Below are 26,216 nucleotides of genomic sequence, written 5' to 3'. Positions count from 1 at the left end.
GCGGGTCAGTTACCCGGTGGTGGAACTGACCGACGGTCAGTCCCGTCGCGACGTCGCTCGGTCCTCGCGCCCGTCCGCTTCGCCGGCACCTTCGGTGAGTCGCTCCAGCAGGAACTCCGCCTGTCCCTTGTCGAGCGGGTCGTTGGCGTTCCCGCAGTGGGGCGACTGGACGCAGGCCGGACAGCCGCCGGTCGAGTCGCAGTCGCAGGCCCCGATCATCTCGGCGGTGGTGGCCATCAGCTCCTCGACGGTCTCGTAGCCCTCCCGGACCAGGCCGACGCCGCCGGGGTACCCGTCGTAGATGAAGATGGTGCTCTGCCCGGTGTGGGGGTGGAGCGGCGTCGACAGCCCGCCGATGTCGCTGCGGTCGCAGAGCAGTTCGAGCGGGAACAGCGAGATCATCCCGTGCTCGGCGGCGTGGATGCCGCCGTCGAAGTCGCCCGCCTCCCGCATCTCGCGCTCGACGTCGGCTGGCACCGTGAAGTACAGCGCCTTCGTCCGGAGCGACAGCTCCGGCAGGTCCAGCGACTCGCGGGCCAGCGTCTCGCCGGACCGGTCGCGACGCTCGAAGCCGGTGATCTGCTTGCGCATCGTCACGTCGGCGAACCGGACCGGCACGTCGTCGCGGGTCGAGAGCCGCTTCTCCCGGAGGTCCGCCTCGACCGTGATCTGCTTCTCGTGGAGCACCCTGGTGTGGTAGTCGGCCCACGTCGGCGAGAGCTCCGCGACCTCCCTGCCGAGGTCGAGGTCGACCACCTCGTAGGACTGGCCCTGGTGGTGGTAGACGGCGCCCGGGTGGGCGTCGGTCAGCGCGTCCTCGAAGGGGAGGGTGGCGATCGTCTCGCCGCTTCGGCGGTCGAGCAGGTTCACCTCCCGGTCGTCGATGGACCGCAGGCTCATCTCGTGCTGGGGGCTCCCGTCGCCGCCGTAGGTCCAGCGGACCCCGCCGGAGGTGGTCCGGCGCTCCAGGAGACCCCGCTCTTCGAGATCCGCCACGAGGTCCGGGAACGACTCGCCGAAGTACGCCTCGTCGTCGGGCGCGAGCCAGGTCTCGCGGGCCGCCGACAGCACGTGGTCGGGCAGCAACTGGTCGTTGGCCGGGTTGACGACCGCGCGCTCGGGGTCGCCTTCGAAGAGGTCCTCGGGGTTGGCCATCAGGTACTGGTCGAGCTGGTCCTCGCCGGCCACCAGCGCGACGAGGCTCGGATCGTCGCCCCGGCCCGCGCGGCCGGCCTGCTGGAACGCCGCCATCCGCGTGCCCGGGTAGCCGTCGAGCAGCACCGCGTCGAGGCCGCCGATGTCGACCCCGAGTTCGAGCGCGTTGGTGCTCCAGACGCCCCTTACCTCGCCGTCGTTCAGCCCCTCCTCGATCTCCTTGCGCCGGTCGTCCCCGAGCGCGGCCTGGTAGGCGGTCACGTCGGGCGCCAGATCGCCGCGGCCGCGCTCGCGCAGCGCGTCGGCGCTCTCCATCGCCCACTGCTCGGCGGCCTGGCGGGCGCGGGTGAACGTCAGCGTCTGGTGGCCCTTCGAGACGAGATCTGCGAACAGGCGCTTGGTCTCGGCGTGGTTGGACTTCCGCCGGCCCGACGCGCCGGCCTGCGGGTTCTCGTACTCCGGCGGGTTCCAGAGCAGCCAGTGGGTCGGTCCGGTGTCGCTGACGTCCTCGTCGACCAGTTCGTAGCTCGATTCGGGCGTCCCGGTCACGGTCGCGGCGTGCTCGACGGGGTTGCCGATGGTCGCCGAGCAACAGACGAACTGGGGGTCGGCGTCGAACCGGTCGCAGACCCGGCGGAGCCGCCGGAGCACCAGCGCGACGTGGCTGCCGAACACCCCGCGGTACTCGTGGACTTCGTCGAGCACGACCGTCTCGAGTCCCCCGAAGAACCAGTCCCAGAGCCGGTGGGCGTGGGGCAGCAGCGCGTAGTGGAGCATGTCCGGGTTCGTCAGCAGCACCGTCGGCTGGCGGTCCCGCACCTCGCGCTTCTCGGTCTTGCCGAGCCGGCCGGTGTACTGGGCGACCGAGACCCGGCTCCCGAAGCCGAGGTCGCGTTCGAGCACCGAGAGGGTCTCTTCCTGGTCGTTGATGAGCGCGTTCTGCGGCGCGACGTAGAGGGTCCGGCCGCCGTGGTCCATCGCGCGCTCGAACGCCGGCACCGTGTACGCGAGGCTCTTCCCGCTGGCGGTCGGCGTGGCGAGGACGACGTTGCGACCCTCCCGCACCGCCGCGACGGCCTCGGCCTGGTGGCGGTAGAGCGCGTCGATCCCCCGCGATTCGAGCGCGCTCTCCAGTCGCGGTTCGAGGTCCACCTCGCGGAAGTCGCCGTCCCGGCCGGGCAGCGTCCGGTGGGCCTCGACCTGTCCGGCGTAGTACGGCCGGCCCCGGAGCCAGTCGATAGTCTCGTCCACGACTCCGCGATAGGGTCGGGGTGCCTAACCGCTTTCGCCGCGGAGCGGAAGTGAACGCGGCGGTCGGGTGGCTGGGGGCGGGCGGCCTAGTCTGTGTTACACTGATTGGCGAACAGGCGGCACCCGCTGTCGGCCCGCGCGGGGAGACGTGCCGCGCTCCCGCTGCCCTCCCCGCGGCGGCTGTCAGGTCACGTTCCGGGTTGGGCCCGTCTTCGTATTTGAACCTCCGTGCCGATCCAGGATGTCACAAAACTTATCTTGGCCATCCTCAAAGTCGGGAACAGATGACACGACGTCGGAGTCGGCGTGCCCTCCTCCGTGCCGGCGCACTCGCGGCGACCGGCCTCGCCGGCTGCGTCGGCGAACTCGACGACTGGCCGGACGGGACCGAGACCGAGCGCCGGCGGTCCGACGAGACGATCGGGAGCCCCGAGACGCGGTCGACGACCCCCGAACCGACCACGGAAGCCCCGGCCGTCGAACTCGAACCGGTCGCCGTCCGCTCGTCGTTCTTCTACCTCGACGGCCCGCAGACCGTCGGCGTCGAGGCCGAGGAGGGGACGCAGTTCGCGTTCGTCCGGGTCCGGCCGCGGACCGACTCGCCCCGACCCAGCGACGTCGCGCTGGTCGCCGACGACCGCCACTTCTGGGGGACCGTCGCGCCGGGCGACGTCGGGGGTCCCCGGCGACTCACCGGCCTGGGGTCGGTCTACCGCGCCGGCGAGGACCGGCCCGGGTGGGTCGCCTTCGAGGTGCCGAACCCGCTCGACGCCGAGGAGGTCGCGCTGACCTACGACGGTCGGGACCGGTCGCTCGGCGACGCCGCGGTGTCGGCCCTGCGCGCGCCGCCGGCCGACTTCGAACTGGCCGCGTTCGACGCGCCGGATCGGGTCGCCCCGGGCGCGTCGTTCGACGTGTCGGCAGAGGTCGAGAACGTCGGCGAGGGCGACGGCGTCTTCCGGGCCAGCCTGAACGAACTCGGGCCGGTGTACGGCCCCAACCGGGCGTCGGTGGCGGTCCCCGCGGACGAGAGCCGCGAACGGACGTGGACGGTCGACGCGTCGGACTCGCCCGACGCCGAGCGCGTGCGCCTCGAACTCGACTCGGTCGCCGGCGTCCGGAAGGCGACCGTCGCGGTGGTCGGGGACACCGGTCCGGGGACCACCGCCGACGGGGACGACTCGGACGTCGTCCGGCCGCAGGTGCGGGGTGGCTGACCGGCAGTACCGTCCGGCTCGGCGGGCGGTCGGACGCGGGCGGCGGAACGCAGGCAGGGTCGCGGCCACCAACCCGCCCGGATTTCCGCGACCCCCAATTGAATTTCCGGATTCGGAACCGGTGTTCGTTATCTGGGAAGAATTATTAAGGGAATGAGAGTCGTGCCCACGTTCGGGGGAGAAACCAATGGCAGACGACGAACGGCGACACGGCTCAGGCAGCGTCGAACCGGGCGACACCAGCAAGCGAGTGGGGATGCAGGCGCTCGAGGAGCGCGGGCTCGACCCGGAGGAGCTCCGAGAGCGACTCATCGACGCCATCGGCGCGGAGTTCAGCACGTACTACTACTACACCAACCTCCGGATGCACCTCGCCGGCCACGAGGACTACAAGGAGATCACCGAGGACGCGCGGCTGGAGGACCGCGCGCACTTCGAGCTCGTCGCGCCGCGGGTGTACGAGCTCGGCGGCTCGCTCCCCGGCGACATCAACGACTTCATGGGCCGGGCGTCGTGCCCGCACGCCGAGCTGCCGACGCCCTACGAGGGCGAGACGCCCGACGACATCAACGAGGACGCCGGCGCCACCGAGATCCTCGAGGTCCTCCTCGAGGCCGAGCGGTGCGCCATCCGGACCTGGTCGGAGATCTGCGACATGACCCAGGGCAAGGACCCGCGGACCTACGACATGGCCAGTCGCATCCTCCAGGAGGAGATCGAGCACGAGGCGTGGTTCGTCGAGCTGCTCTCCATGGAGCGCGACGGCGAGGCCAACCCCGCCGGCCACTTCGTCCGGGGCGAGCCCGGCGACGCGCCCTACTCGACCAACCGCCGCATCAACGACTCGGCGTAACCGTCGGCCCGCGTTCCGCGTCGCGTGCGAGGCGCGACACCGAGAACCGACCGCCGCTATTTTCCACCGACGCCAACACGTTCATCCCTCGGAGGCCACTAAACCACGGCGTGAGCAGCCACACCGTCGCGATAGAGGTGCCGGAGGACGCCGAGATAGAGCAGGCCGGCCAGACCGTCGAGATCGAGGTGCCCGAGACCGAGTACGTGCTCTCGGCCGCCCGCAGCGAGGGGGTCTGGCTCCCCGCCGACTGCCAGCAGGGCTGGTGCACCACCTGCGCCGCCGAACTGCTGGAGGGCGAGGTCGACCAGTCGGACGCCCAGCGCTACTACGAGGCGGACGAGGCGGCCGGCATGATCCTCCCCTGCACCGCCAAGCCCGAGTCGGACCTCCGCATCCGGGCCTGCCAGTACGAGGAGATGCTCGACCACCGGGCGGCCCACGACAGGCCGCCGGGCCGGTCGAAGCGCTGATCGACCCGCAACCTCGCCGTCCTGCCGGAGCTCTCCCCGACGCGTTACTCCCGAACACCCCACCGCAGTTTTACGATTCGCCGCCGTACCGCCGGGCATGACCGACTACCACGGCGTGCTCGTGTACGACGGGGAGTGCCCGTTCTGCTCGGCGGCCGCCACCGCGCTCCGGCGCGTCGAGGGCGTCGGCGCCGTCGAGTGGGCGGACGACCCGGCCCAGGCGTTCCTCGCGGCCCAGTTCGGCGAGGCGCCGTTCGCGCTGGTGTTCGCCGACGAGCGCGAGTGCCGGGTGTACGTCGGCCGCGAGGCGGCCCGCGAGCTCTGCGACCGCGCCGGGATGCCAGTGCTGGTGCAGGACATCGTCGGGGACAACTACGAGTCGATGGCCGACGCCGTCCGGACGGTGACCGGCGTCGAGGGCGACCCGGACCCGTACCACGGCGAGTACCCCATGGCCGACGGCGCCGCCGAGGCGTTCGACGAACTGGCCGCGAACGCCTGGCACACCGCGAAGGTCGGCCGGTAGCCCTCGCCTCCGGGCCCCGACGGGAACGCGGTCCGCGTCCCTCGTCCGCTCGACCCGCGGACACGGTTAAGTCGGTCAGCGTCCTTCCGTAGGTCACCATGGCGGGAGAGACCGAGTCACGCGACCGACAGGCGCAGGACCGAGTCCGCGAGGTCAACAGGCGGTTCCTGAACCCGGCGGCGATGCGACTCGCCGGGCGGCGGGGCGTCCCGTACGGCATCGTCCGCCACGTGGGCCGGCGGTCGGGCCGGCGCTACGACACGCCCGTGCTGGTGGGGACTCACGGCGACCGGTTCGTCGTCCCCCTGCCCTACGGGACCGACGCCGACTGGTACCGGAACGTCCGGGCGGCCGACGAGTGCGTCGTCGTCTACGGCGGCCGGGCCTACCGCGCCGAGTCGCCCCGGCTGGTGACCCCGGCCGCGGCGTCGGGGGCGTTCCCGGCGTGGCAGCGCCGGCTCATCGAGGGGGCCGGCGCCGACCGGTACCTCCGGATGGACCGCGCCGAGGAGCTCCCCGCGGAGTACCGCGACGCGACCGAGGAGCATCCCACCGGCCCCGCGCTGGCCGGCCTCGCGGGCGCGGCGCTGGCGGCGTGGGCGCTGTGGCGGGCCGCCCGGCGGATGGACTGAGCCGACAGCCGGACGAACGGGTCACCCGCGGACCGCACCGGAACGGTTCGCGCGTCACTCGTCGTCCGCGCGGGGCAGGTCGACGACGAACGCCGCGCCGCCCGCGTCGCCGTCCTCGACCCGGACGTCGCCGCCGTAGCTCTCGACGAGCGTCCGCACCAGGTGGAGCCCGCCGCCGTGGCTGCGGTCGGGATCGGGCGCGAAGAGGTCGGCCTTCCGCGAATCTGGGACGCCCGGCCCGTCGTCGGCGACCCGGAGCCGGACCGACTCGTCCCGCACCGCGACCGAGAGTTCGATCCGGGGGCCAGCGTCGGATTCCCCGTCGCCGTCGGTCGCGGCCCGCCGGCCGCCCGCCCCGTGCTCGGCGGCGTTCTCCGCGAGGTTGGCGACGACCGACTCGACCGCGCGGTTGGCGGCCACCGGCGCGCGGTCCGGCAGGTCGGTCGCGACCGTCACCCCGAACCGGTCGGCGACCTGCTCGGCCGCGTCGGCGACGACCGCGGCGAGGTCGACCCGGCCGACGTCGCCGTCCTCGGAGAGCGCCTCGGCGACCGCGCCCGCGTTCTCGACGACCGCCGTGATCTCGTCGGCCTGCTCGCGGATGACGGTCGCGGAGTCGGCCACCGCGTCGCTGTCGCTCTCGCCCCGGACGACGTCGGCGTGGACCACGATGGCGCTCACGTGGTTCTTCACGTCGTGTCGGAGGAGGTCGTTGACGAACCGCAGCGTCGTCCGCGCCCGGTCGGCCCGCCGGGCGTGCGTCCGGGTCCGGCCCTCGTAGTAGCCGGCGACCAGGCCGGCGACGGCGCCCGCGCCGGCGGCGAGCAGCAGTTGGAACGCGGGCTCGGACACCGCCCGGCCTTCGAGCCGGCGGACCAGGATGCCGGCGCCGGTGGTCCCGACGAGGACGCCGACGCCGAGCAGGCAGCCCCCGACGACGCGCCACCGGTGCTCGGGACGCAGGTCGGTGTCGTCCAGCCGAAAGCCGGCGTACACGACGGCCAGCGCCAGGGTCCCGTCGAGCGCGAACGCCAGCGTGGGGCCGCTCAACCGGTCGATGCGACCGACCTCCGTCGCGTGGTGGGCCATCGACGCGGCGAACAGCGCCGCGCCGACCGCCAGGAGGACGGCCGAGGCTCTCCCTTCGAGAGACCGACCCCGCATACGGTAGCGTTCCAGCGACCGGGCCATCAGTGTTGGGCCGAACGCACCCGCGTCCCGACGGGGATGAACAGAACGCGACTCGATCAGGAGGCGTCGTCGGCCCCGGGCGGAGTGTCGTCGCCGGGGACGTCGAGTCGCACCCGGCCGCCCTCGGTTGTCTCGGGGAACATCTTGCCAGGATTGAGGGTGTCGCGGGGGTCGAACGCCCGCTTGAGCCGGCGCATCGCCTCGACCGACTCGGCGCCGTGCTCGGTCTCCAGGAACTTCCGCTTGCCCAGGCCGATGCCGTGCTCGCCGGTGGCGGTGCCGCCGAGGTCGATGGCCTTCTCGACGGCGGCCTCGTACATCTCGGTGCCGGCTTCGACCTGCTCCTCGTCGTCCTCGTCGACCAGCACCGTGTAGTGGAGGTTGCCGTCGCCCGCGTGGCCGAAGCACGCCACTACCAGGTCGCGCTCGTCGGCCAGCTCCTTGACGTACGACACCATCTCGGGGTACGCGCTGATGGGGACGGTGACGTCGCCGGGGTGGAGCGGCGACAGGTCGGGGTCCCAGAGCTGGAGGGCGTAGGCCATCTCCTTGCGGGCCCGCCAGAGGTCGTCCATCTCGTCCTCGTCGGCCACGTCGAAGCGCTCGACGTCGTGGTCGCAGAACACGCCCCGACAGAACTCGATCTCGCGCTCGACGCCGTGGTTGGCGTGGAACTCGAGGTAGACCGCCGGCACGTCGGGCAGGTCGGTCCCGGTGTAGGCGTTGGCCATCCGGGCGGAGGTGGCGTCCATGAGCTCGATCTTCGCCACGTCGACGCCCGAGCGCACCGCGTCGAAGACCGCCGCGGCCGCGTCGTCGAGCGTCGGGAACAGCGCTCGGGCGCCCCGGATCTGCTCGGGGCGGCCGGCGAGTTCGAGCGTCGCCCGCGTGACGACCCCGAGGGTGCCCTCGCTCCCGACCAGCACGTCCTTGAGGTTGTAGCCGCTGGAGGTCTTGGCGGCCCTGCTCCCCGCAGTGATAACCGACCCGTCGGCCAGCACCGCCTCGACCGCCAGCACCCAGTCGCTCACCTCGCCGTACTTGACGGTCTTCATGCCCGATGCGTCGTTGGCGATCATCCCGCCGATGGTCGAGATGTCGCCCGACGATGGCAGCGGCGGGAAGAACAGTCCGTCCGAGGCCACCGCCTCGTCGACCGCCGCGCCGAGGATACCGGGTTCGACGTCGACCTGGAAGTCGTCGGGGCGGACCTCCAGCACCGCGTCCATCCGGGAGAGGTCGAGGCTGATGCCCCTGTGGGCGGGCACGGCGTTGCCCTCCAGACCCGTCCCCGCCGCGTAGGGCGTGACGGGGACCCGCCGGTCGTTCGCGGCCGCGAGGACGGCCGACACGTCGGCGGTCGATTCGGGCCAGACCACGGCGTCGGGGGTGACGCCCCGGCCGCGCTCCTCGGCGCCGAAGTCGGTCGCGTGGTTCTCGCGGGCCGAGTCGCCGAACGACGCCTCGCCGTCGAGGTCGAGGTCCGCGAGGAACGAGCAGTCGTGTGCCATACGCTATCGTTGACCGGTGACGGCTTAAACGTTGGACCGGTGTGCGAGTGACGGGTCCGTGACGATTTATAATCAGTCCGACCAAACGACGCGACATGTCCGACTCCGACGACGGGCGCGAACCCTCTGCCACCGGCGACGCCGGTCGTGACTCCGACGAGGTCGTCGTAGAGCGACTCCCGCCGGACGAGGCCTTCGGGCTCCTGGCCCACGAGACCCGGTTCCGCATCCTCGAAACGCTGAACGACGCTGACGACCCGCTCGCGTTCTCCGAACTCCGCGAGCGCGTCGGCGTCGACGACCCCGGCCAGTTCAACTACCACCTCGGAAAGCTCTCCGGACGGTTCGTCCGGAACGGCGACGAGGGCTACGGGCTCGCGGCGCCCGGGCGCCGAATCGTGGGTGCGGTGCTGTCGGGCGGATACACGAAGGCGTTGGAGGCCGACCCCGTGGAGATGGACTCGGCGTGCCTCGTCTGCGGGAACGAGATGGCGACCGAGTTCCGCGACGACGGCGTCGACATCGGCTGCACCGAGTGCGAGTTCACGTACACCAACACTCCCATCCCGCCGGGAGTGCTGGAGGGCGTCGCTCCGGACGACGTCCCCCGGGTCGTCGACCGGTGGCTCAAACGCAACCAGTCGGGCGTGAACTTCGGGTTCTGTTACAACTGCGACGGGCGACTGGACGCGACCGTCGTCGTACAAGAACCCGACGACGTCCGAGAGTCGCTCGCCGAGTGGGCGCCCTTCGTCTCGGTGGAGTACGACTGCGACCGGTGCGGGTACCACGTGAAGAGTTCGTTCTCCTCCGCGACCGTCCTCCACCCCGCGATAGTCGACTTCCATTACGACCGCGGCGTCGACGTGCGCGACACGCCCCTGTGGGACCTCGACTGGATCGGTCCCGAGGCGGCGACGGTCGCGAGCCGGGACCCCCTCCGCGTCGACGTGTCGGTGACGCTCGGCGAGGAGACGCGGGTCTTCGCGTTCGACGAGGACGTGAACCTGGTCGAAACGCGGGAGAAATGACAGACTGAAAATAGAATCGCGTTTCTGCAATCCGCGTCACAGAAATGTTGTTCTACAAACACTTATCGGCGGCGCGGCGCTGTCCACGTCCATGGGAACCCTCCGCTCGAACCCCGCGTTCGTCCGCCTGTTCGTCGGCCGGGTCGTCACCAACGCCGGCGACAGCCTCTACGCCATCGCCGCGATGTGGCTCGTCTTCGACCTGACCGGATCGTCGTTCTACACGGGCGTCGCCAGCTTCCTGACGCTCGGCCCCCAGGCGCTCCGGTTCCTCGCCGGTCCGCTGGTCGACCGGTGGTCGCTCCGGCGCGTCCTCGTCGGCACGCAGGCCGCACAGGCCGTCGGCGTGCTCGCGGTTCCGGTCGCGGCCGCGACCGGGCACCTCTCGGTCTGGGTGGTCCTGGCGGTCGTGCCGGTGCTGTCGCTGGTCTCGCAGTTCGACTCGCCCGCGATGACCGCCGCGCTCCCACGGATCGTCGACGACGACGATCTGGTCCGGGCCAACTCGCTGTTCTCGGCCGCCGGCCAGAGCCTCGATATGGTGTGCAACGCCGCCAGCGGGGTGCTCGTCGCGGTCGTCGGCGCGGTCGCCATCTACGTCGTGGACGCGGCGACGTTCGTCGCGGCGCTCGCCCTGTTCCGCGGGCTCGCAGTCGACGCCAGGGAGCCGGCCGGCCCGTCGGAGCCGGCCAGACGGTCGGAGTCGGACGAGGCGTCGAGCGAGGACCCCGCCGACGAGGCGGATCTGACCGACGACCCTGGCTCCGCCCGCGATTCGGACCCCGCCGACGGCGTCTTCGCCGACTACGTCGACCGACTCCGCGAGGGGTTCGACTACCTCCGCGGGTCGGCCGTCGCGTCGATGGTCCTCGGCGCGGTCGTCGTCAACTTCAGCTTCGGCGCGATGCTGGCGGTGCTCCCGGCGTTCGCCGACTCGCTCGGCGGTCCGGGAACCTACGGCCTCCTGATGGCGGCGGTCGCCGCGGGCAGCCTCGTCGGGTCGGCCGGGTCGTCGGCGGTCGAGGGGTACCCGTTCGGCCGGCTCTCGGTCGTCGGGTTCGGCGTCTCGACGGCCTGCCTGTTCGGGGCGGTCCGGGTCGACGGGACGCCGGCGACCGCGGCGCTGTTCTTCGCGGCGTTCGTCCCGACGGGCGCGTTCAACGTGGTCTTCTTCTCGATGCTCCAGTCGGCGGTCGACGATGACATGCTGGCCCGGGTCTCGTCGGTCGCGTCGAGCGGGAGCGCGGCGATGGCGCCGGTCGGCTCGCTAGTCGGCGGGTCGCTGGCCGGCGCGTTCGGCGTCGAGTCGGGACTCTACGGGGTGGCGGCGGCGACCGGCTTCCTGACCGTCTACTTCCTCGGCCGGCCCCGAATCCGGACGCTCCCGCCGGTCGCGGAGGCAGACGAGGCGGTGCTCGGTCTGGGGTGAGTTCCGAGCGGGGAGTGGAGACCGCCTCAGTCCGCCGAGACCTCGGTGTCCCCCTCGGCCGGCGAGTAGTCCCACCGGCTGCCCGCCCGCTCGTGGATCTTCATCTCCACCGGGTTCCGCGGCCGGGCGGTGATGCTCGGCCGGAGGTCGAGCGCGGGCGAGGAGACGAGTTCGAGGTGGTACTCCTGCAGAATGGTCGCCAGCACCGTCCGGGCCTCCAGCAGCGCGAACCGGTCGCCGACGCACCGGCGCGGTCCGGCCGCGAACGGGAAGTACGCCAGCCGGGGCAGCGACTCGCGGAACCCGTCGGTCCAGCGCTCGGGCCGGAACGCCATCGGGTCGTCGTACCACCGCGGGTCGCGGTGGACGACGTGCTGGCTCATGCTCACGGTCGCGCCCGCCGGGATCCGGTAGTCGCCCACGCGGTCGTCCGCGACCGGTTCGCGGACGATGCCCGGCACCGGCGGGTAGAGCCGCATCGACTCGGTGACGACCCGCTCGAGGTACGGCAGGTCGTCGAGGTCGGCGACCGTCGGGGGCTCGCCGCCCAGTTCCTCGTCGAGGTCGGCGACCAGCTTCCGCTCGACGTCGCCGTGCTGGGCCAGCAGGAAGAAGGTGAAGGTGAGCGCGAGCGCGGTGGTCTCGTGACCCGCCAGCAGCAGGGTCATCACCTCGTCGCGGACCTGGCGGTCGGACATCGCGTCGCCGCGCTCGTCGCGTGCCGCCAGCAGCTTCGACACCACGTCCTCGTCGGTCGGGTTCCGGCGGCGCTCGGCGACGATGCGGTCGACCACCCGGTCGAGCGTCCCGACCGCCCGTTCGAACCGACGGCGCTCGGGCGTCGGCACCCGGTCGGGCAGGAGGTCGGTCAGCGAGAACTCCGAGGCGGCCATCACGACCTCCAGGGCCTCGCCGACGCGCTCGGACTCGTCGCGGAGGTCGACGCCGAACAGGGTCCGCCCGACGATTTCGAGCGTCAGGGCGGTCATCTCCGAGTGGACGTCCCGCGTCTCCCCGTCGCGCCACGTCTCGGTCGTGCGCTCGGTGACGTCGACCATCATCTCGGCGTACGTCGCGATCCGGTCGGGGTGGAACGCGGGCTCGACCAGGTGGCGCTGGCGCCGCCAGAACTCCCCCTCGCTGTTGAGCAGCCCGTTGCCGAGCACGGGGCCGAGCGTCTCCTGGAACGCCTCGCCCTTCACGTAGTTCTGGTTGTTCTGCACCAGCACGTGCTCGATGTGCTCGGGGTGCGAGAGGTGGTACGTCCACCCGCCGGGGAACTTCCAGCGGACCACGTCGCCGTACTCCCGGTGCATCCGGCGCTCGAAGCCGAACTGGTCGCGGGCGAAGGCGGGGAGGCTGCCGACGAGCGGGAGCCCGTCGGGGCCGGGCGGGGTCCGACCGCGTCCTCGGTCAGTCATGGCCGGCAGTAGGCGCCGCAGGGCCAAGTAGCCGGCGTTAGCAACGGTTTCCAACCCGTCTCGGGTTCACGCTCCCGCTCGCCGAGCACCGGGTTCCTCGACCCGCTCTCCACAAAGTTCTTGACAACTCCGAAAGAACTTCGGCGCATGCCCTTCGACGAAAGCCCTGACCCCGCGGACGACGACCGAGGCTGCCCGAAGTGCGGCCACACCGAGACCGACGTCGGCACCATCTCGACGACCGGCGGCGGCCTCTCGAAGATGTTCGACATCCAGACCAACCAGTTCAAGGTCGTCTCGTGCCTGAACTGCGGCTACTCCGAGCTGTACCGCGACACCGGATCGGCCGGCAGCGACATCGTCGACGTGTTCCTCGGCTGAACCGGCCCCGGACCGATGATCGAACTCCTCGCCGTCGCGCTGATGCTGCTGCTGACGGTCGGCGGCGGGCTAGTGCTGTACGCCCTGGTCGACGCCGAGACGGACCGGCGACGGGTGATGGACCGCGAGTCGGCCGAGCGCGTCGCCCGCCGGGACACCGACGGCGGTACCGGCCGGCCCTCCGACCCCGGCGCCCACCGCGACAACGACCTCGACGCGCCGTTGAACACCGACCGCGGCGACCACCGGGGTGCCGACCGCGGCAATCACTGGGGCGACGACCGCGACGACAGGTGAGCGAGAGATCGCGGCGACCGCGGACCCCGGCCGCTTATTCCCCCAGTCCGCGCGCCGCCACCGCCCGCCGGAGGCCGACGAACGCGACCAGCGCGACCAGCACGTAGGCGACCACCGAGAGGTGGGTCAGCCGGGTCGGGCTCCCGATGGCGAGCTTCGCCACCGCGTTGGGCGGCGACTCGGGCAGCAGGTAGGTCGCGCTGAACGCGACCAGCACGCCCATCGAGAAGAGGAACTGGGCCTGCTTGCGCTCGCGGAACGCCAGCGCCACGGTCGCGCCCATCGTGACCACGCCGACCGACAGCCCGGTCACGAGCACCAGGATCTCGACCGGGTTGGCGATCGCCGTCCCGTTGAACGACAGCAGCGCCAGCCACGCGCCGGCCTGGACCGGCGCGAGCGCGCCCATCGCCAGCATCTTGCCGTCGACGATGTCGGTCGGGGTCAGCGGCGTCACCCGGAGCAGTTCGAGCGTGCCCCGGTCGAACTCCTCGGCGATGGCGTCGACCGCGACGCTCCCGCTGAGAAACACCGGCAGGAACGTCAGCAGCGGCACCAGCACGGTGTAGGTGAACCCGAAGTACGGGCTCGACGACGAGTCGGGCGGCAACTCGACCGGCTGGCGCTCCAGCCGAGAGCTGAGCCGGCCGCGCTCGTGGCGCTCGAACGCCTCCATCACGCCCTTGATCTGGGTCACGACCAGCGTCGTCCGGACGTTGCCGTCCGGTGCGACCGCCTGCACCCTGGCTCGCCCGTCCGGCAACCGGTCGACCCGGAGGACAGCGTGGATCTCCCCCTGTCGGAAGTCGGTCATCGCGGCCTCCTCGGTGCCGTACTCCACCGCCCGCCAGCCGTCCTCGCGCTCGATGACCGGCGCGAGGTCGTCGCCCGCGTCGCCGGTCACGCCGAACTCCACCACGAACTGGTCCGACACCGAGCCGGGGTCGTACAGCGAGACGAGTCCCACGGCGAGGAACGACGAGAACGCCGCGACGAACAGCTGGATGAGGATGGCGAGCACGATGGTCTTCTCGCTCCGGAGCGACGCGAGCTCGCGGCCGGCGACCGTCAGGCGCTCACCCAAGGTAGCTCACCACCGTTAGGTTGTAGGCGGCGTGAACCAGCGTCGCCGCCGCCAGCGTCCCGAGGTACCAGTTGCGGTCGCGGGTCGCGCCGGCCGCGGTCATCGTCGCCGTCACGGCGTGCAGGACCAGCGGCGCGAGGAAGAGCCCGACCAGCACGAGCGGCGACGCCTCGATGCCGAGGCCGGTCACCGTGCCGAACGCGGCCTTGCCGAGCGCCTGGTTCGGCAGGCCAACGAGCTGGGCCACCGCGGTCGCCTTCTCGCCGACGAAGAAGCCCAGCCCCGACAGCAAGCCCAGCGCCGCGGCCGACCGGAACGTCCGCTCGAACCGCGAGTGGGCGAACCCGGCGTAGACGTGGACGCTCTTTGCGACCTCCTCGACCAGCGCGATGGCGACGAGCAGCGCCGGCATCGACAGCGAGACGGGGAGCGCGAACAGCAGCGCGACCACGAGCAGTTCGCCGACGAAGACGAAGGGAATCGACAGCGCGCTCAGCTTCGCGACCGAGCGCCGCCGGGTTATCTGTCCGTCGAGGGCGTCGAGGAACTTCAGCGGGACCGACCGCTGGGTGAACATGTCTTCCTCGCGGTAGACGCCCGCGCCCAGGGCGAACAGCACGCCCGCCGAGAGGTAGAGCGGCCCGGTCGAGAACGCGTAGTCGCCGAGCGAGAACGCGGTGCCCTGCAGGGCCTCCACCACCAGGGTCAGCGGCGAGATGGCCGCGATGGGGTGGACGTCGGTGAAGATGGCCGGGATGAACGCGTAGGAGGTGAGAAACACCGACAGCGTCACCGTGACGAAGGTGAGCTCCTTGAACGACCGGGCGAACATCCCGCCGACGAACGCCGACGCCAGGAACAGCAGCGCGATGGGGACCACGGCCGCCACCGACGCGGCGGCGGTCTCGGCGACCGCGAGCGCGCCGTCGGCCGCGGGGGTCAGCACCGCGATGCCGACCGCCGTGACCGACGCGATGGCGACCATCCCGAGGAAGTACGGCAGGGTCTTGCCCGCGATGATGTCGCCCCGCGACACCGGCGAGACGAGCAGGAGCTCGCCCCGTTCGTTGATCCGCTCGTCGAGGATGGTCGACGCGTACGCCTGGATGACGAAGTTCATCGGCAGGACGAACGCGAACGCCAGCACCAGCGACTCGAAGGGGAACGGCGGCGCGATGTCCGAGGGCGTGCCGGCCCGGGCGTTCCCGCCGAACAGCGACCCGCTACTGCCGACCGACGGCGCCCGGACCGCGCCGTCGGTGCCGCCCGACCCTGTGTCTCCGCCGGGCGAGGCGGTCGCGGAACCGCCACCGCCCGATCCGCCGCTCCCGGTTCCGCCGCCCGAGCCCCCGCCGAGCCGCATCTCGCCCTCGCGGGTCGTGCGCGTGGCGACCGGAGCGGACCCGTCCGTCCTGGCTCCGCCGGCCCCGCCGGCCGCCCCGGCCAGGTCCTGGGCGCGGTAGCGCACCGACACCTCGACGGGGAAGGCGGCGGCCCGGTCGGACTCGGCGGCCATCAGCGCGTCGTTGTACCGCTTGACCGTCTTGCGGAACTCCGCGAGCGCGGCCCTCCCCTTCGGGGTGTCCGCCGCGACGACTCCCCCGCCCTCCCGGACCAGGACGTCGATCCGCTCGGGGAACCGCTCGGCGCTCGGCTCGACCGCGACGAAGGTCCGGTCGCGCGCCACCGGGTCGTAGTAGGGGCTGTCCTGCGAGACGCCGACGCGGTAGATGCCGTCGTCGAGGGTGACGCCCTGGCTGGCGACCAGCGGGGTGAGCGCGCCCACCGCGAGCAGGACGACCGCGGCCACCGCGACGGTCCGGCGGTCGAACTGGCCCGCGTTCTTCGAGACCTCCCAGCGCGCGATGCGGAGGGTCTTGCGCAGCTTCACGGCCGGCCCTCCACGCCCGGCGACTCCCTCGCCAGGTCGAGGAAGATGTCCTCCAGGCTCGGCGTGTGGGTCTGGATGTCGGCCACCTCGCCGCCGGCGGCCTCCGCGAGCTCTCTGGTCTCCTCGACGGCGTCCATGCTCTCGACGACCCGGCAGTAGCGGCCGCGCTCGTCCCCGCGGACCGCGCCGGCCGTCTTCGCGCTCGCTCCCGTCTGCCCCGCCGCCTCGGTTGTTCGAGGCGCGTCGCCGACCGCTGTGTCGTCGTCGACCGGGGTCGCGCCCGCGACCTCGACCGTGGTGTAGACGCGGTACTCGGTCCGGCCGTGCTCCTCGCGGATGTGCTCGACGCTGCCGCGGGCGACGATGCGGCCGTCGTTCATCACCGCGACCCGGTCGCAGATGCTCTCGACGTGGAACAGGTTGTGCGCGCTGAACACGACGGTCTTGCCCGACTCGGCGAGGTCCCGGGTGAACTCGATGATGTAGTTCGTCGTCAGGGGGTCGAGGCCGCTGGCGGGCTCGTCGTAGATCAGCACGTCGGGGTCGTTGACCAGCGAGCGCGCGATGGCCACCTTCCGGGTCATCCCCTTCGACATGTCCCCGATCTTGCGGTCGCGGTGCTGGAGGTCCAGGCGGTCGAGCGTGTCGTGGATGCGCTCGGTCGCGACGTCGCCGGGCACGTCGTAGAGGTCGGCGAAGAACTCCAGGTACGAGACCGCGGTCATGTCCTCGTACAGCGGCGACTCCTCGGGGAGGAAGCCGAGGTGGCGGCGCATCTCGGGGTCCCGGGCGTCGTACCCCGCCACGGTCGCCGAGCCCGAGGTCGGCTCGACCAGCCCGGAGAGCATCTTCAGGGTCGTGGTCTTGCCGGCGCCGTTCGGGCCGATGACGCCGAACACCTCGCCCTCGGGGACCGAGAAGCTGCTCCCCTCGACGGCGGTGAATCCGCCGTACACCTTTCGCAGATTTTTCACTTCTATCATCGGAATATTGGCCAGTGTTCGCCGGGGGGACTTGATTGTGTGGTTGGCGGCCGGTACTCGGCGGAGGAGAGTGGTCGCGAGACCGGGAGGAAGTACGTCGGAGAGGCGACCGAAACCGAAGTGAGACTTCCGAGGCGGCCCTGCCAACGCTGTCGATCTCCTTTAAATGGTTCTGGCGACAAGGGATAGATACGAGGGAAAGCGACCTCGTTCTGTGGAAGTTGCACTCGGAGCCGACGACAGGGAACCTGTTAGCCGCTAGTCTTTACGGCCGTCGAGCGCGTACGCCGACCGATGAGACGCGACCGCCGCGACCTGCTCCGCGGAGCCGCGGCCCTCGGCGCGACGGCGCTCGTCGGCCCCTCGGGAGCGACGGCCGCAGCGCCGACCAGGGAGGCCGGGGAGGACCCGCCGACAGACCCGTCGATTCGCGTACCGGCGCGGACGCTCGTCGGCGAACAGGTCCGGATTCGGCTCGCCGGGTTCGCGCCGGACGCCGACGTCGCGGTGACGGCGACCGCGACCGACTCCCGGGGCGTCGAGTTCGCCCGCACGTGGACCCGGCGAACCGACGCGAGCGGAGCGGCGACGATCGGTGACGCGGGCACCGACGGAGGGGGCGAGGACGTGCGAACCGCCGAACGACGCGGAGACGCACGAGCCGCCGGAGCGACGACGCGCCCGGACCGGTCCGACTCGCGGTGGACCGCCCTGGGGCCGGGGTTCGACGCGCCGGAGCCGCCGGGCGTCGAGATGCTCCTCCACCGGTTGACGCCGCGAGCCGACTCCCCGCCGCCGCCGCGGACCGGGTCACTGCCCGCGAACCGAACGACGACTGCCCGAACCCCGACAGCAGGCGGGAACGCGGCCTTCATCTGGGGCGACCGGCCGACGGTCGAGGTGCGGCTCACCGCCCGCGCCGCCGGCGAACGACGGGCCACGGCGACGCTGACCCGGGTCCGGACCGACCCCGGCGTGACCCGCCGGACCGTCGAATCGGACGGACTCGTCGGCTGGCTCTACCGACCGCCGGGCGACGGCCCTCGTCCGGGGGTACTGGTGCTCCACGGGTCGCAAGCCGTCGTTCCCCACCGGCTGAGTCGCCAGCTGGCGACCTACGGGTACGCGACCCTCGCGCTCCAGTACGTCGGCGCGGACGGCCTGCCGGCGTCGGTCGACGATGTCCCGCTCGAATACTTCGGACGTGCGGTCCGGTGGCTCGCCGACCGCGACGGGGTGCGGGACGACCGGACGGGCTTCGTCGGCTTCTCGCGCGGCGTCGAGGCGGCGCTGCTCGCGGCGGCCGACTTCCCGGGCGAGGCCGTCGCGGTCGGCTACTCCGGTAGCGGGGTCTGCGGCCCGGGCGTGAACGAGGCGGCGAACGCGGTCACGGACTGGGGGTCGGCCTGGACCCGGGACGGCGACCCGGTCGCCGGGGCCGACGCGGTGCGGCCCGTCTTCCGCGCTGTGCGGGCGCTCCGGTACTCGTGCGAGACGCCCGACTGCGCCCTGGCTGCGGTCCGCGAGCGCGTCGAGGCGTCGACGCTCCGGCGGGCCGCGATTCCGGTCGAGGAGATCGACGGCCCCGTCCTCCTCCTGGCGGGCGCGAACGACGCCACGTGGCCCGCCCCGGTGCTGTCGGCGCTGGCCGTCGACCGACTCCGGCGGCGGGGCCACGGCGCGCCCTACCAGCTCCGGACCTACGACGGCGCGGGCCACGTCTTCTACCTGCCGTACTACTCGTACGCGGGCGACCTCACGGGACCGGCGTACGGCGGGTCGCCCGCGGCGAACGCGTTCGCGGCCGCTGACTCCTGGCCGACGGTACTCCGCTACCTGCGGGCGGGTCTCCGGACGGAGGCGTGAGCGTCCGGGCGTCGGACTGCGAGGGGCGATCAGTTCCGGCGCGGTGGTGGACGGGCCACTCCCAGATTCGCTTTAAGTAGCTCTGGCGACAACGGATAGATACGAGGCGAAGCGGACCTCGTTCTGACGGACGCTATTCGAGAGCCGCCGCCATCTCCGACGGTTGTCCGGCCGCAGTTGTTCCGGCCGTCAGTGGTGTGTGCGTCGGCGGGGATTGAATCGAGTACGAAAACGACGCCGATTGCGGACGCTCTTTAAGTGGCTCTGGCGACAACGGGTATATACGAGGAAGATTCGCTCGCTCTGCGTTCGCCGTCTCCGCCGTTCTCCGGACCTCTCATCCCCAGTCGTTGCTCGGCCGGCTACTCCTCGTGGGGTTCGTCCGCGCGGCGAGCGTCGAGGCTCGGCAGGTTCGGGTCCCGGTAGGGGTTCCGACCGTACACCGCGTCCTCCAGGTCCTGCTCGCCGAGCTGGTCCTTCAGCACGCGCCGGAGCCGGTTGAGGCTGGTCACGTCGAGGCCGTGCTTGGCGACGAGCGCCGAGAACTCCTCCTCGTCGGTGATCGACCGGAACTGGTCGTAGAGCTCGTCGAGCCGCTCGGGCGGCAGCTGCTGGATCCACTCCCGGTCGTGGAGCCCGAGGTAGTGCTCGCGCTCGCGGTCGACGACGTGGCGGATGACCACAAGCGCGACCTTCGGGATGGCGCGCTGGCTCCCGAACGCCGTCAGGTCGAGGTCCGCCATGATGCCGACCACCCGGTCGCGCTGCCAGGGAGTCAGCGAGAGGTCGTTGCACAGCGCGTGGGCGATGCGGAGCTTGTCGAGTCGGTGCATCCGCGCGCTGTGGCCGGCCATCGCCGAGTGGCGCTCCTCGTGGAGCCGGCGCACGCTCTCGGAGAGGTCGGCCTCGGGCGACTCCGCCCGGCCGATCTGGGTCGCGCTCGGCGTGACGGGGCCCCACTTCCGGACGGTCTGGTCCCGCTGGAGGTCGGCCCGACCGACCGCCCCGTCGCCGGGCCGCTGGCTGAACGGTCGCTGCGCCTCTCCGTCGTCGCCGACCGGTTCGGACTGCCACGTCGGCGCCGACTGGTCGGTCCACCCCTCGGTCATCAGTCGCCCGTACTCGGCCGGGATAGTTTAAACATGCGCCTCTCGGCAACGTGACAGGAACACCGGCCCTCCGGGTAGCCGCTGAGCGTCGAGTGGCGCAGCACGAGTCCGTCTCTCCGTCGTAGCTCCTCGTCGCCAGGGCTCTTTAGGGGGATCGGGCTCCTCGGCGAAAACAGACGCACCACGGCGACGGAGGAATCGCGGAAGCGCCGGCGGACCCCGGTCGAGCGCAGCGCGATTCCGCTTAAGTCGTTCCGGCGACAAGGGATAGATACGAGGGAGAATTCTCGCGGCTTCTCGTCGAGAGGAGTGCTCTCTGTCCACGTGTTGTATCGGAGAGGCGCACTAAGAAGCGCACGCCGGGTCGAGCGCGGCGATGACGAACGCACCACTCAGTAGTACGAGCTACTTGACCGAACGATCTGTCAGATCGGGCGCTCTCGCTACGGTTCGCCCAGTTCGTCCGAGAGGAGAATCACTGGCCGTCGGTCCCGTAGAACTCCGCGCGGAGGTCCTCGTCGTCGAGCGTCGTGGCCGTGTCCGACAGCTGGGCCCGCAGCTCCGCGAGCTCCTCGGTGAGCTCGGCGTACTCGGGGTTGGCCTCGAGCTCCTCGGGGCTCTTCTTGGTCTCCAGCGCCGCCTTCTTGTTCGCCAGCGAGAGGAACCGCCGCATCTGGACGTCGTACGTCGAGCGGCGGAGCAGCGTCTCGACGGTCTCGAGCAGTTCCTCGGCCTCCGAGAGCGGCTTCTCGAGGTAGGCGTCGAAGCCGAGTTCGAGGATGTCGAAGTCGGGCTCGACCGCCGAGACCAGGGCGACCCGGCAGGTCAGCTCCTGCTCGTGGATCTCGTTCAGGACGTCCTCGCCGGAGAGGTCCGGCATCCGCCGGTCCAGCAGGACGACGTCGACGTCGTCGTCGAGCTTCTCGAGGGCCTCGGAGCCGCTGTAGGCCGTGCGGACCTGGTAGTCGTCCTCGAGCCACTGGGCGTAGGCGTCCGTGATCGGCTTCTCGTCGTCGACGATCAGCACTGTAGCGTCCTTGGGCATGGTACCGGTCTCGCTCGCGCTCTCTAGTGATTCACTCATAGTCGGTCGAACTTAAACTGCCGTGTCTCGGCGGGGCCGGCCGGCGACGGCGCACGGTCAGTCGTTCGGAAGTTGCGTTCGTCATCTGTCAGTCGGTCTCCTGTTCGAAGGGTGATTTGGCCGTCTCGGGCTCGTAGCCGCTGAGGAAGACGAGGTTCCCGCGTCCGACCTGGACCCGGGTGATGAGCCCCTTCTCCTCCATCTTCGAGAGCTTGCGGCTCACCGTCGACTTCGACCAGTCGGTCTCCTCGGTGACGTCGGCCTGCTTCATCCGGCCGCCGTACTGGGTCAGCAGCTCCCGGATGCGGTCCTCGTCGGTCAGCATCGCCTCCTCCGGGAGGTCGTCGACGCCGGAGTCGCGGGCCGAGCCGCCGGCCGACCGGGCCGCCCCCGTCTCGCCGGCGGCCTCGGGCTGCCCGGCGCTCGATCCCGAGGTGGCTGGGTCGCTCGGCTGGGGCCCGGCCTGGTCGGAGAACACGCCCGACAGCGAGTCGCGGATCGACGCGAACAGCCCGCCCTCCGAGTCGGGGATGGAGACGTCGGTGTCGTGGGTCTGGACGTGCTCGCTGGTCGCGGTCCGGTCGCCGTACGTCTCGGTGACCGACCACTGCTCGCCGTCGTCGGACACCTCGACCACCGCGTCGAACAGCGGCTTCAGCGTGTTGATGGTCTCCTCGTCGTGGATGTCCGGGTCCATGTGGTAGAACCCGATGGCGTCGGCGGCCTGGACCCGGTGGGTGAGGATGTGGAGGTACCGGAACGCGGTGTCGAAGTCGACGTACTCCAGCAGGATGGTCAGCGTCTGGACCGACACGAGCGTCTGGTTGCCGTTGTCCTTCCAGCGGGTCAGCTGCTCGCTCAGCGGCGCGATGATGTCCATCGGCTGGTTCGGGTCCACCCGCGCGACCGACACGTCCGACGGGATCTCGGTCCCCTCGTCGCCCGACGTCTCGACCGTGTTGGCGTGGATGAACGCCAGCTCGGCCGGGAGCTCCTCGATGTGGGTCCGCCAGTCGGAGATCCACGTCTCCGGCGGCGGCGTGTACGTCACCGCGGCGATGTTCGCCTCCGCGGGGGACGCGGTGGAGGCGAGCAGTTCGAGACACGCCCTGTTGCCGGTCGGAGTCAGCGGTGCCAGTAGGAGAACGTTCGATGACTCCTCCAGCTGTCGCCTGTCGGATGTATCGATGTTCATTCGTAGTCCATGTTTCGTATCTGTTTCCTCGATTTTGGAGATGGTCCGCGACTAATGCAAGTAGTGACCGATGACGGCCCGATGGTTATTAAGTCATTGCCATCGGGACTCCTCGGGGGTCTGACGGTCTGCGAGACTGATTACGGATCGTACTCTGAAAGAGATACCCCGAAGGGAAAAGAAACCGGCAGTATCCATCATGGCTCTTAAGTAGGTGTCCGGCGTGCGCCCGACTCCGGGAGACTGAAACGGGGTCGCGTCGAAGCCGCTGGTATGCAAGCAGTCGTGCTCGCGGCCGGCGAGGGGACCCGCATCCGGCCCCTCTCCGACTCGCTCCCCAAGCCGATGCTGCCCGTCGCCGACCGACCCCTCGCGGCGCACACCGCCGACGCGGCAGCGCAGGCAGGCGCTGACGAACTCGTCTTCGTGGTCGGCTACGAGGCCGACGCGGTCAGGGACTACTTCGGCGAGGAGTACGCCGGCATCCCGGTGCGATATGCGGTCCAGGAGTCCCAGGCCGGGACCGCCGACGCGGTCCGGGCCGCCCGCGAACATCTCGACGGTGAGTTCGCCGTCCTCAACGGCGACAACCTCTACGACGCGGACGCGATCGCCGACCTGTTCGCCGCCGGTCCATCGGTCGGCGCGGTCCGGGTCGAGGACCCCTCGAACTACGGCGTGCTCTCGACCGAGGGTGACGCGGTCACCGACATCGTCGAGAAGCCGGCCGACCCGCCGACCGACCTCGCCAACACCGGCGCCTACGTCTTCCCGGCGGCGGCGCGCGAGTGGCTCGACGTCCCGGAAAGCGAGCGCGGCGAACACGAGATCACCGACGTGCTCGCCCGGACCGTCGAGGAGTTCGAGGTCTCGGCGGTCGAACTCGACCGGTGGCTCGACGTGGGCCGGCCCTGGGAACTGCTGGCGGCCAACGAGTGGAAACTCGCCGAACTCGATCGAGAAATCCGAGGTGACGTCCACGGGGACGCCGACCTCCGTGGCGACGTGGTCGTCGAGGAGGGCGCGACGGTCGACGCCGCCGTAGTCGTCGAGGGACCCGCTCTCATCCGTTCGGGCGCGAGCGTCGGACCGAACGCGTACGTCCGCGGTGCGACGCTCGTCGGCGAAGACGCCAAGGTCGGCCACGGCGTCGAAGTCAAGAACAGCGTGCTCGGCCGCGGCACGCACGTCGCCCACCTGAGCTACGTCGGCGACAGCGTGCTCGGCCGGAACGTCAACTTCGGGGCGGGCACCAACGTCGCCAACCTCCGTCACGACGACCAGCCGGTGAAGCTGACTGTGAAGGGCGAACGGGTCTCGACCGGCCGCCGGAAGTTCGGCGTCGTGGCCGGCGACGGCGCGAAGACGGGCATCAACACCAGCCTGAACGCGGGCGTGACGCTCTCGGCGGGCGCGACGACGGCGCCCGGCGAGGTCGTGACTCGGGACCGGTAGCGGTTTTCGACGCCTCGCCGCACGCCCGTCGATTCAGTCGTGGACCAGGACGTCCAGCACGTCCGGCCCCTCCCGCTCCAGGGCGGCCGCCAGCGCGGACTCGATCTCGTCGGGGTCCTCGACCAGCCGCCCGCGGGCGCCGTGGCTCTCGGCGTTCGCCGGGATGTCGACCGGCGGCTCGAAGTCCATGCCGACGAACTCGTAGTCGTCCTCCTCGCCGCCGAACAGGTCGAGCGTGTTGTCCTTCAGGATGCGGTAGTTGCGGTTGTCCGGGATCACGACCGTCAGGTCGACGTCGTACCGGGCGGCCGAGTAGAGCGTCTGGGGGTAGTAGAGGTACGAGCCGTCGCCGACGAAGCCGACGACGTCGCGGGGGTCGTCGGTCTCGCCCTCGGCGATGGCCGCGCCGACCGCCGCCGGCAGCCCGTAGCCCAGGCCGCCGCCCTTGTTCGAGACGTACTGCTCGGGCGCGAAGTCCCACCGGGTCAGCATGGCGTACTTGGCGGTGACGCCCTCGTCGACGACGTAGGCGTCGCCGGCGATCCGCTCCATCGCGTCGACGAGTTCGGCCTTCGAGGCGCGGGGGTCGTCGGCAACGTCGTCGCCCATCGCGGCCATCTTGCTCTCGGCCATCTGCTTGACCATCTCGACCCGGTCGAGCCGCTCCTCGCGGCCGGCGGCGGTGAGGCGCTTCCGGACGAGGCCGGCCAGTTCCGTCAGCACGCGACCGGGGTCGCCCACGACCGCGGCGTCGGCGGGCTGGTTCTTCCCCACCTGCCAGGCGTCGTCGCTGACGTGGACGCACGTGGTGTCGTCGGCGACCAGGTCGCGCTCGTGGCGGGTCAGCGTGGTGTTGGTCGAACACCCCGCGAAGACGAGGTTGTCCGCGCCGAGCAGGGTGGCCGCGAGGTCCTCGTCCGGCGGGATGTACGAGACCCACTGGTCGTGGTCGGTCGGGAAGTCGATCTCGCAGGCCAGGATCTCGCCGTGGACCCGCGCCCCGGCGGCCTCCGCGAACTCGACCGCGGCCTCCACGGCGTCGACGCCCGAGCGCGCCACGCCGTCGCCGACGACCAGCGCCACGTCCTCGTCGGGGTCGGCAAGCAGGTCGGCCGCCAGTTCGATCTGGGTCGGGTCGCCGCGACCCGCGTCGGGGATCTCGCCGAGGCGCTCCGGGTCGTCGTCGGTCGGAGTCATCATCACGTCGAGCGGGAGCGCCAGGAAGACGGGGCCGGTCGGCGGCGTGAGCGCGACCCGGAACGCCCGCCGGAGCATCGCCGGCAGCGCCGACACGTCCCGGACCTCGTCGCTCCACTTGGCGAACTCGTCGGCCATCGCGGCGAGGTCGCCCGACAGGATGGGCTCCTCGTGGCGGAAGTCGGTGCTGTGGTTGCCGGCGGTCACGACCAGCGGCGCGCCCGCCACGGCCGCCCCGTAGAGGTTGCCGAGGCCGTGGGCCAGCCCGGGTGCGACGTGGAGGTTCACGACGCCGACGGGGTTGACCGTGGCCGCGCGGTCGGACCGCTCGTCCGGGTCGTCGCCGTCCGCCCGCCCGGCGCGCTCCGCGCGGTCGGCGTGGTACCGTCGGGTGGACGCGTAGCCCGCGGCCATCCCGACCGCGACGTCCTCGTGGAGGCCCAGGACGTACTCCAGGTCGCTGTCGCCGATCGCCTCCATCACCGGGAGCTCCATGGTGCCGGGGTTGCCGAAGACCCGCGAGACCCCGTACCGCTCCAGCGCGTCGACGAACAGGTCGGCGCCCGTGTACTCGTCGGTCATGTGCGTGCTATTCGCAAGCCCGGGTGAAAGGTGTTGGTCTCCCCCGGAACTGCTTCCGGTTGCGGGCTGTCTCGCACGTGCCTGGTTCGCCGTGCGCGTCAGGCCTCCCGGTTCGCGGTGAACTCGAGGAACCGCGGGACGACCGCGACTTCGAGGACGGCCATGCCGAGCACGAGCCATCGCACGGTTCCGTCGAGGAAGGCGAACGCGACGAACGCGAGGATCGCGGCGCTGGTGAAGCCCATTCCGTACCGGACGGCCGGACGTTCGAGCGGGGAGCTCATGGGAGCACCATCAGATGTCCGGAAGATAACTATTTCCATCCCGGCCGCGCGCCCGCCGACCCGCCTATCCACCAGTCTTTTTACCTATCTCCGCCCACGTTCCAGCCGAACCTGTCAC

Annotated in this window: 23 protein-coding genes; 11 read left to right on the top strand and 12 right to left on the bottom strand. The window is 71.2% G+C overall.

Features of this window, described 5'->3' with window-relative positions; all coding sequences use genetic code 11:
* Nucleotides 1-36: 36 nt before the first annotated feature.
* Nucleotides 37-2,406 carry a DEAD/DEAH box helicase gene (locus ACQUQF_RS09945; protein WP_435178291.1) on the bottom strand — a complete coding sequence of 790 codons (2,370 nt, stop codon included), beginning with the start codon at nucleotides 2,404-2,406 and terminating at the stop codon, nucleotides 37-39.
* 284 nt (nucleotides 2,407-2,690) lie between these two features.
* On the opposite strand from ACQUQF_RS09945, the gene ACQUQF_RS09940 reads away from it, so the two are divergent.
* The 5 genes from ACQUQF_RS09940 to ACQUQF_RS09920 all read left to right on the top strand — a co-directional run bounded on the left by ACQUQF_RS09940 (nucleotide 2,691) and on the right by ACQUQF_RS09920 (nucleotide 6,107).
* A complete protein-coding gene (locus ACQUQF_RS09940) occupies nucleotides 2,691-3,623 on the top strand; it encodes a hypothetical protein (protein WP_435178289.1) in 933 nt (310 codons plus the stop codon).
* A 187-nt stretch (nucleotides 3,624-3,810) separates the two neighbouring features.
* Nucleotides 3,811-4,476 carry a DNA protection during starvation protein gene (gene dps, locus ACQUQF_RS09935; protein WP_435178287.1) on the top strand — a complete coding sequence of 222 codons (666 nt, stop codon included), beginning with the start codon at nucleotides 3,811-3,813 and terminating at the stop codon, nucleotides 4,474-4,476.
* 110 nt (nucleotides 4,477-4,586) lie between these two features.
* Nucleotides 4,587-4,949: a 2Fe-2S iron-sulfur cluster-binding protein gene (locus ACQUQF_RS09930; RefSeq protein ID WP_435178285.1), complete on the top strand. Its 363-nt coding sequence runs from the start codon at nucleotides 4,587-4,589 to the stop codon at nucleotides 4,947-4,949.
* Nucleotides 4,950-5,046: 97 nt separating this feature from the next.
* On the top strand, nucleotides 5,047-5,475 hold the full coding sequence (locus ACQUQF_RS09925) for a DCC1-like thiol-disulfide oxidoreductase family protein (RefSeq protein ID WP_435178283.1): 429 nt from the start codon (nucleotides 5,047-5,049) through the stop codon (nucleotides 5,473-5,475).
* Nucleotides 5,476-5,573: 98 nt separating this feature from the next.
* Complete coding sequence (locus ACQUQF_RS09920; protein WP_435178281.1) at nucleotides 5,574-6,107, top strand: nitroreductase family deazaflavin-dependent oxidoreductase; 534 nt, start codon at nucleotides 5,574-5,576, stop codon at nucleotides 6,105-6,107.
* Nucleotides 6,108-6,161: 54 nt separating this feature from the next.
* On the opposite strand, the gene ACQUQF_RS09915 is transcribed toward ACQUQF_RS09920, so the two are convergent.
* Together ACQUQF_RS09915 and ACQUQF_RS09910 are read right to left on the bottom strand one after the other, a co-directional pair.
* Nucleotides 6,162-7,271, bottom strand: a complete 1,110-nt coding sequence (locus ACQUQF_RS09915) for an ATP-binding protein (RefSeq protein ID WP_435178279.1) — start codon at nucleotides 7,269-7,271, stop codon at nucleotides 6,162-6,164.
* A gap of 83 nt (nucleotides 7,272-7,354) precedes the next feature.
* Nucleotides 7,355-8,809 (bottom strand): FAD-binding oxidoreductase, encoded by a 1,455-nt coding sequence (locus ACQUQF_RS09910; protein WP_435178277.1) that lies wholly within the window; start codon nucleotides 8,807-8,809, stop codon nucleotides 7,355-7,357.
* Between the two features lie 95 nt (nucleotides 8,810-8,904).
* Here ACQUQF_RS09910 and ACQUQF_RS09905 point away from each other — a divergent pair, with 95 nt between their 5' ends.
* Nucleotides 8,905-9,840 (top strand): winged helix-turn-helix domain-containing protein, encoded by a 936-nt coding sequence (locus ACQUQF_RS09905; RefSeq protein ID WP_435178275.1) that lies wholly within the window; start codon nucleotides 8,905-8,907, stop codon nucleotides 9,838-9,840.
* 91 nt (nucleotides 9,841-9,931) lie between these two features.
* Nucleotides 9,932-11,269 (top strand): MFS transporter, encoded by a 1,338-nt coding sequence (locus ACQUQF_RS09900; RefSeq protein WP_435178273.1) that lies wholly within the window; start codon nucleotides 9,932-9,934, stop codon nucleotides 11,267-11,269.
* 26 nt (nucleotides 11,270-11,295) lie between these two features.
* Here the strand turns inward: ACQUQF_RS09900 and ACQUQF_RS09895 are convergent, their stop codons facing one another.
* Complete coding sequence (locus ACQUQF_RS09895) at nucleotides 11,296-12,690, bottom strand: cytochrome P450 (RefSeq protein ID WP_435178271.1); 1,395 nt, start codon at nucleotides 12,688-12,690, stop codon at nucleotides 11,296-11,298.
* Nucleotides 12,691-12,837: 147 nt separating this feature from the next.
* Here ACQUQF_RS09895 and ACQUQF_RS09890 point away from each other — a divergent pair, with 147 nt between their 5' ends.
* Both ACQUQF_RS09890 and ACQUQF_RS09885 read left to right on the top strand, forming a co-directional pair.
* The gene (locus ACQUQF_RS09890) at nucleotides 12,838-13,071 is read left to right on the top strand and encodes a zinc ribbon domain-containing protein (RefSeq protein ID WP_435178269.1); all 234 of its coding nucleotides are present in this window, start codon (nucleotides 12,838-12,840) and stop codon (nucleotides 13,069-13,071) included.
* Nucleotides 13,072-13,086: 15 nt separating this feature from the next.
* Nucleotides 13,087-13,368 (top strand): hypothetical protein, encoded by a 282-nt coding sequence (locus ACQUQF_RS09885; RefSeq protein ID WP_435178267.1) that lies wholly within the window; start codon nucleotides 13,087-13,089, stop codon nucleotides 13,366-13,368.
* Between the two features lie 34 nt (nucleotides 13,369-13,402).
* Here the strand turns inward: ACQUQF_RS09885 and ACQUQF_RS09880 are convergent, their stop codons facing one another.
* From ACQUQF_RS09880 to ACQUQF_RS09870, 3 genes are read right to left on the bottom strand one after another with little or no spacing between them, the layout of a single operon-like run.
* Complete coding sequence (locus tag ACQUQF_RS09880) at nucleotides 13,403-14,452, bottom strand: ABC transporter permease (protein ID WP_435178266.1); 1,050 nt, start codon at nucleotides 14,450-14,452, stop codon at nucleotides 13,403-13,405.
* Complete coding sequence (locus ACQUQF_RS09875) at nucleotides 14,445-16,343, bottom strand: ABC transporter permease subunit (protein ID WP_435178264.1); 1,899 nt, start codon at nucleotides 16,341-16,343, stop codon at nucleotides 14,445-14,447. Before ACQUQF_RS09875 ends, ACQUQF_RS09880 begins: the two co-directional genes overlap by 8 nt.
* Nucleotides 16,340-17,326 (bottom strand): ABC transporter ATP-binding protein, encoded by a 987-nt coding sequence (locus ACQUQF_RS09870; protein WP_435178262.1) that lies wholly within the window; start codon nucleotides 17,324-17,326, stop codon nucleotides 16,340-16,342. The genes ACQUQF_RS09875 and ACQUQF_RS09870 overlap by 4 nt, the downstream gene beginning before the upstream one ends.
* 294 nt (nucleotides 17,327-17,620) lie before the next feature.
* On the opposite strand from ACQUQF_RS09870, the gene ACQUQF_RS09865 reads away from it, so the two are divergent.
* Nucleotides 17,621-19,192, top strand: coding sequence for an acyl-CoA thioester hydrolase/BAAT C-terminal domain-containing protein (locus tag ACQUQF_RS09865; RefSeq protein ID WP_435178261.1), 1,572 nt, complete (start codon nucleotides 17,621-17,623; stop codon nucleotides 19,190-19,192).
* 362 nt (nucleotides 19,193-19,554) lie between these two features.
* Here the strand turns inward: ACQUQF_RS09865 and ACQUQF_RS09860 are convergent, their stop codons facing one another.
* The 3 genes from ACQUQF_RS09860 to ACQUQF_RS09850 form a co-directional block, all read right to left on the bottom strand.
* The gene (locus tag ACQUQF_RS09860) at nucleotides 19,555-20,301 is read right to left on the bottom strand and encodes a DNA-directed RNA polymerase subunit epsilon (RefSeq protein WP_435178259.1); all 747 of its coding nucleotides are present in this window, start codon (nucleotides 20,299-20,301) and stop codon (nucleotides 19,555-19,557) included.
* Between the two features lie 475 nt (nucleotides 20,302-20,776).
* The gene (locus tag ACQUQF_RS09855; RefSeq protein WP_435178257.1) at nucleotides 20,777-21,385 is read right to left on the bottom strand and encodes a response regulator transcription factor; all 609 of its coding nucleotides are present in this window, start codon (nucleotides 21,383-21,385) and stop codon (nucleotides 20,777-20,779) included.
* A gap of 88 nt (nucleotides 21,386-21,473) precedes the next feature.
* Complete coding sequence (locus tag ACQUQF_RS09850; protein ID WP_435178255.1) at nucleotides 21,474-22,580, bottom strand: helix-turn-helix transcriptional regulator; 1,107 nt, start codon at nucleotides 22,578-22,580, stop codon at nucleotides 21,474-21,476.
* 273 nt (nucleotides 22,581-22,853) lie between these two features.
* Between ACQUQF_RS09850 and glmU the strand changes: the two genes are divergently transcribed.
* On the top strand, nucleotides 22,854-24,035 hold the full coding sequence (gene glmU / locus ACQUQF_RS09845) for a bifunctional sugar-1-phosphate nucleotidylyltransferase/acetyltransferase (RefSeq protein WP_435178253.1): 1,182 nt from the start codon (nucleotides 22,854-22,856) through the stop codon (nucleotides 24,033-24,035).
* A 33-nt stretch (nucleotides 24,036-24,068) separates the two neighbouring features.
* On the opposite strand, the gene ACQUQF_RS09840 is transcribed toward glmU, so the two are convergent.
* Together ACQUQF_RS09840 and ACQUQF_RS09835 are read right to left on the bottom strand one after the other, a co-directional pair.
* The gene (locus tag ACQUQF_RS09840; protein ID WP_435178251.1) at nucleotides 24,069-25,814 is read right to left on the bottom strand and encodes a thiamine pyrophosphate-binding protein; all 1,746 of its coding nucleotides are present in this window, start codon (nucleotides 25,812-25,814) and stop codon (nucleotides 24,069-24,071) included.
* Nucleotides 25,815-25,912: 98 nt separating this feature from the next.
* A complete protein-coding gene (locus ACQUQF_RS09835; protein ID WP_435178249.1) occupies nucleotides 25,913-26,098 on the bottom strand; it encodes a hypothetical protein in 186 nt (61 codons plus the stop codon).
* Nucleotides 26,099-26,216: the final 118 nt, after the last annotated feature.

This window comes from Halorussus sp. AFM4, assembly GCF_051194995.1.
In the GTDB taxonomy this organism is placed as follows: Archaea; Halobacteriota; Halobacteria; order Halobacteriales; family Haladaptataceae; genus Halorussus.
Note: the sequence above shows the minus strand (reverse complement) of the source record. Positions and strands in the feature narration are given on the sequence as shown.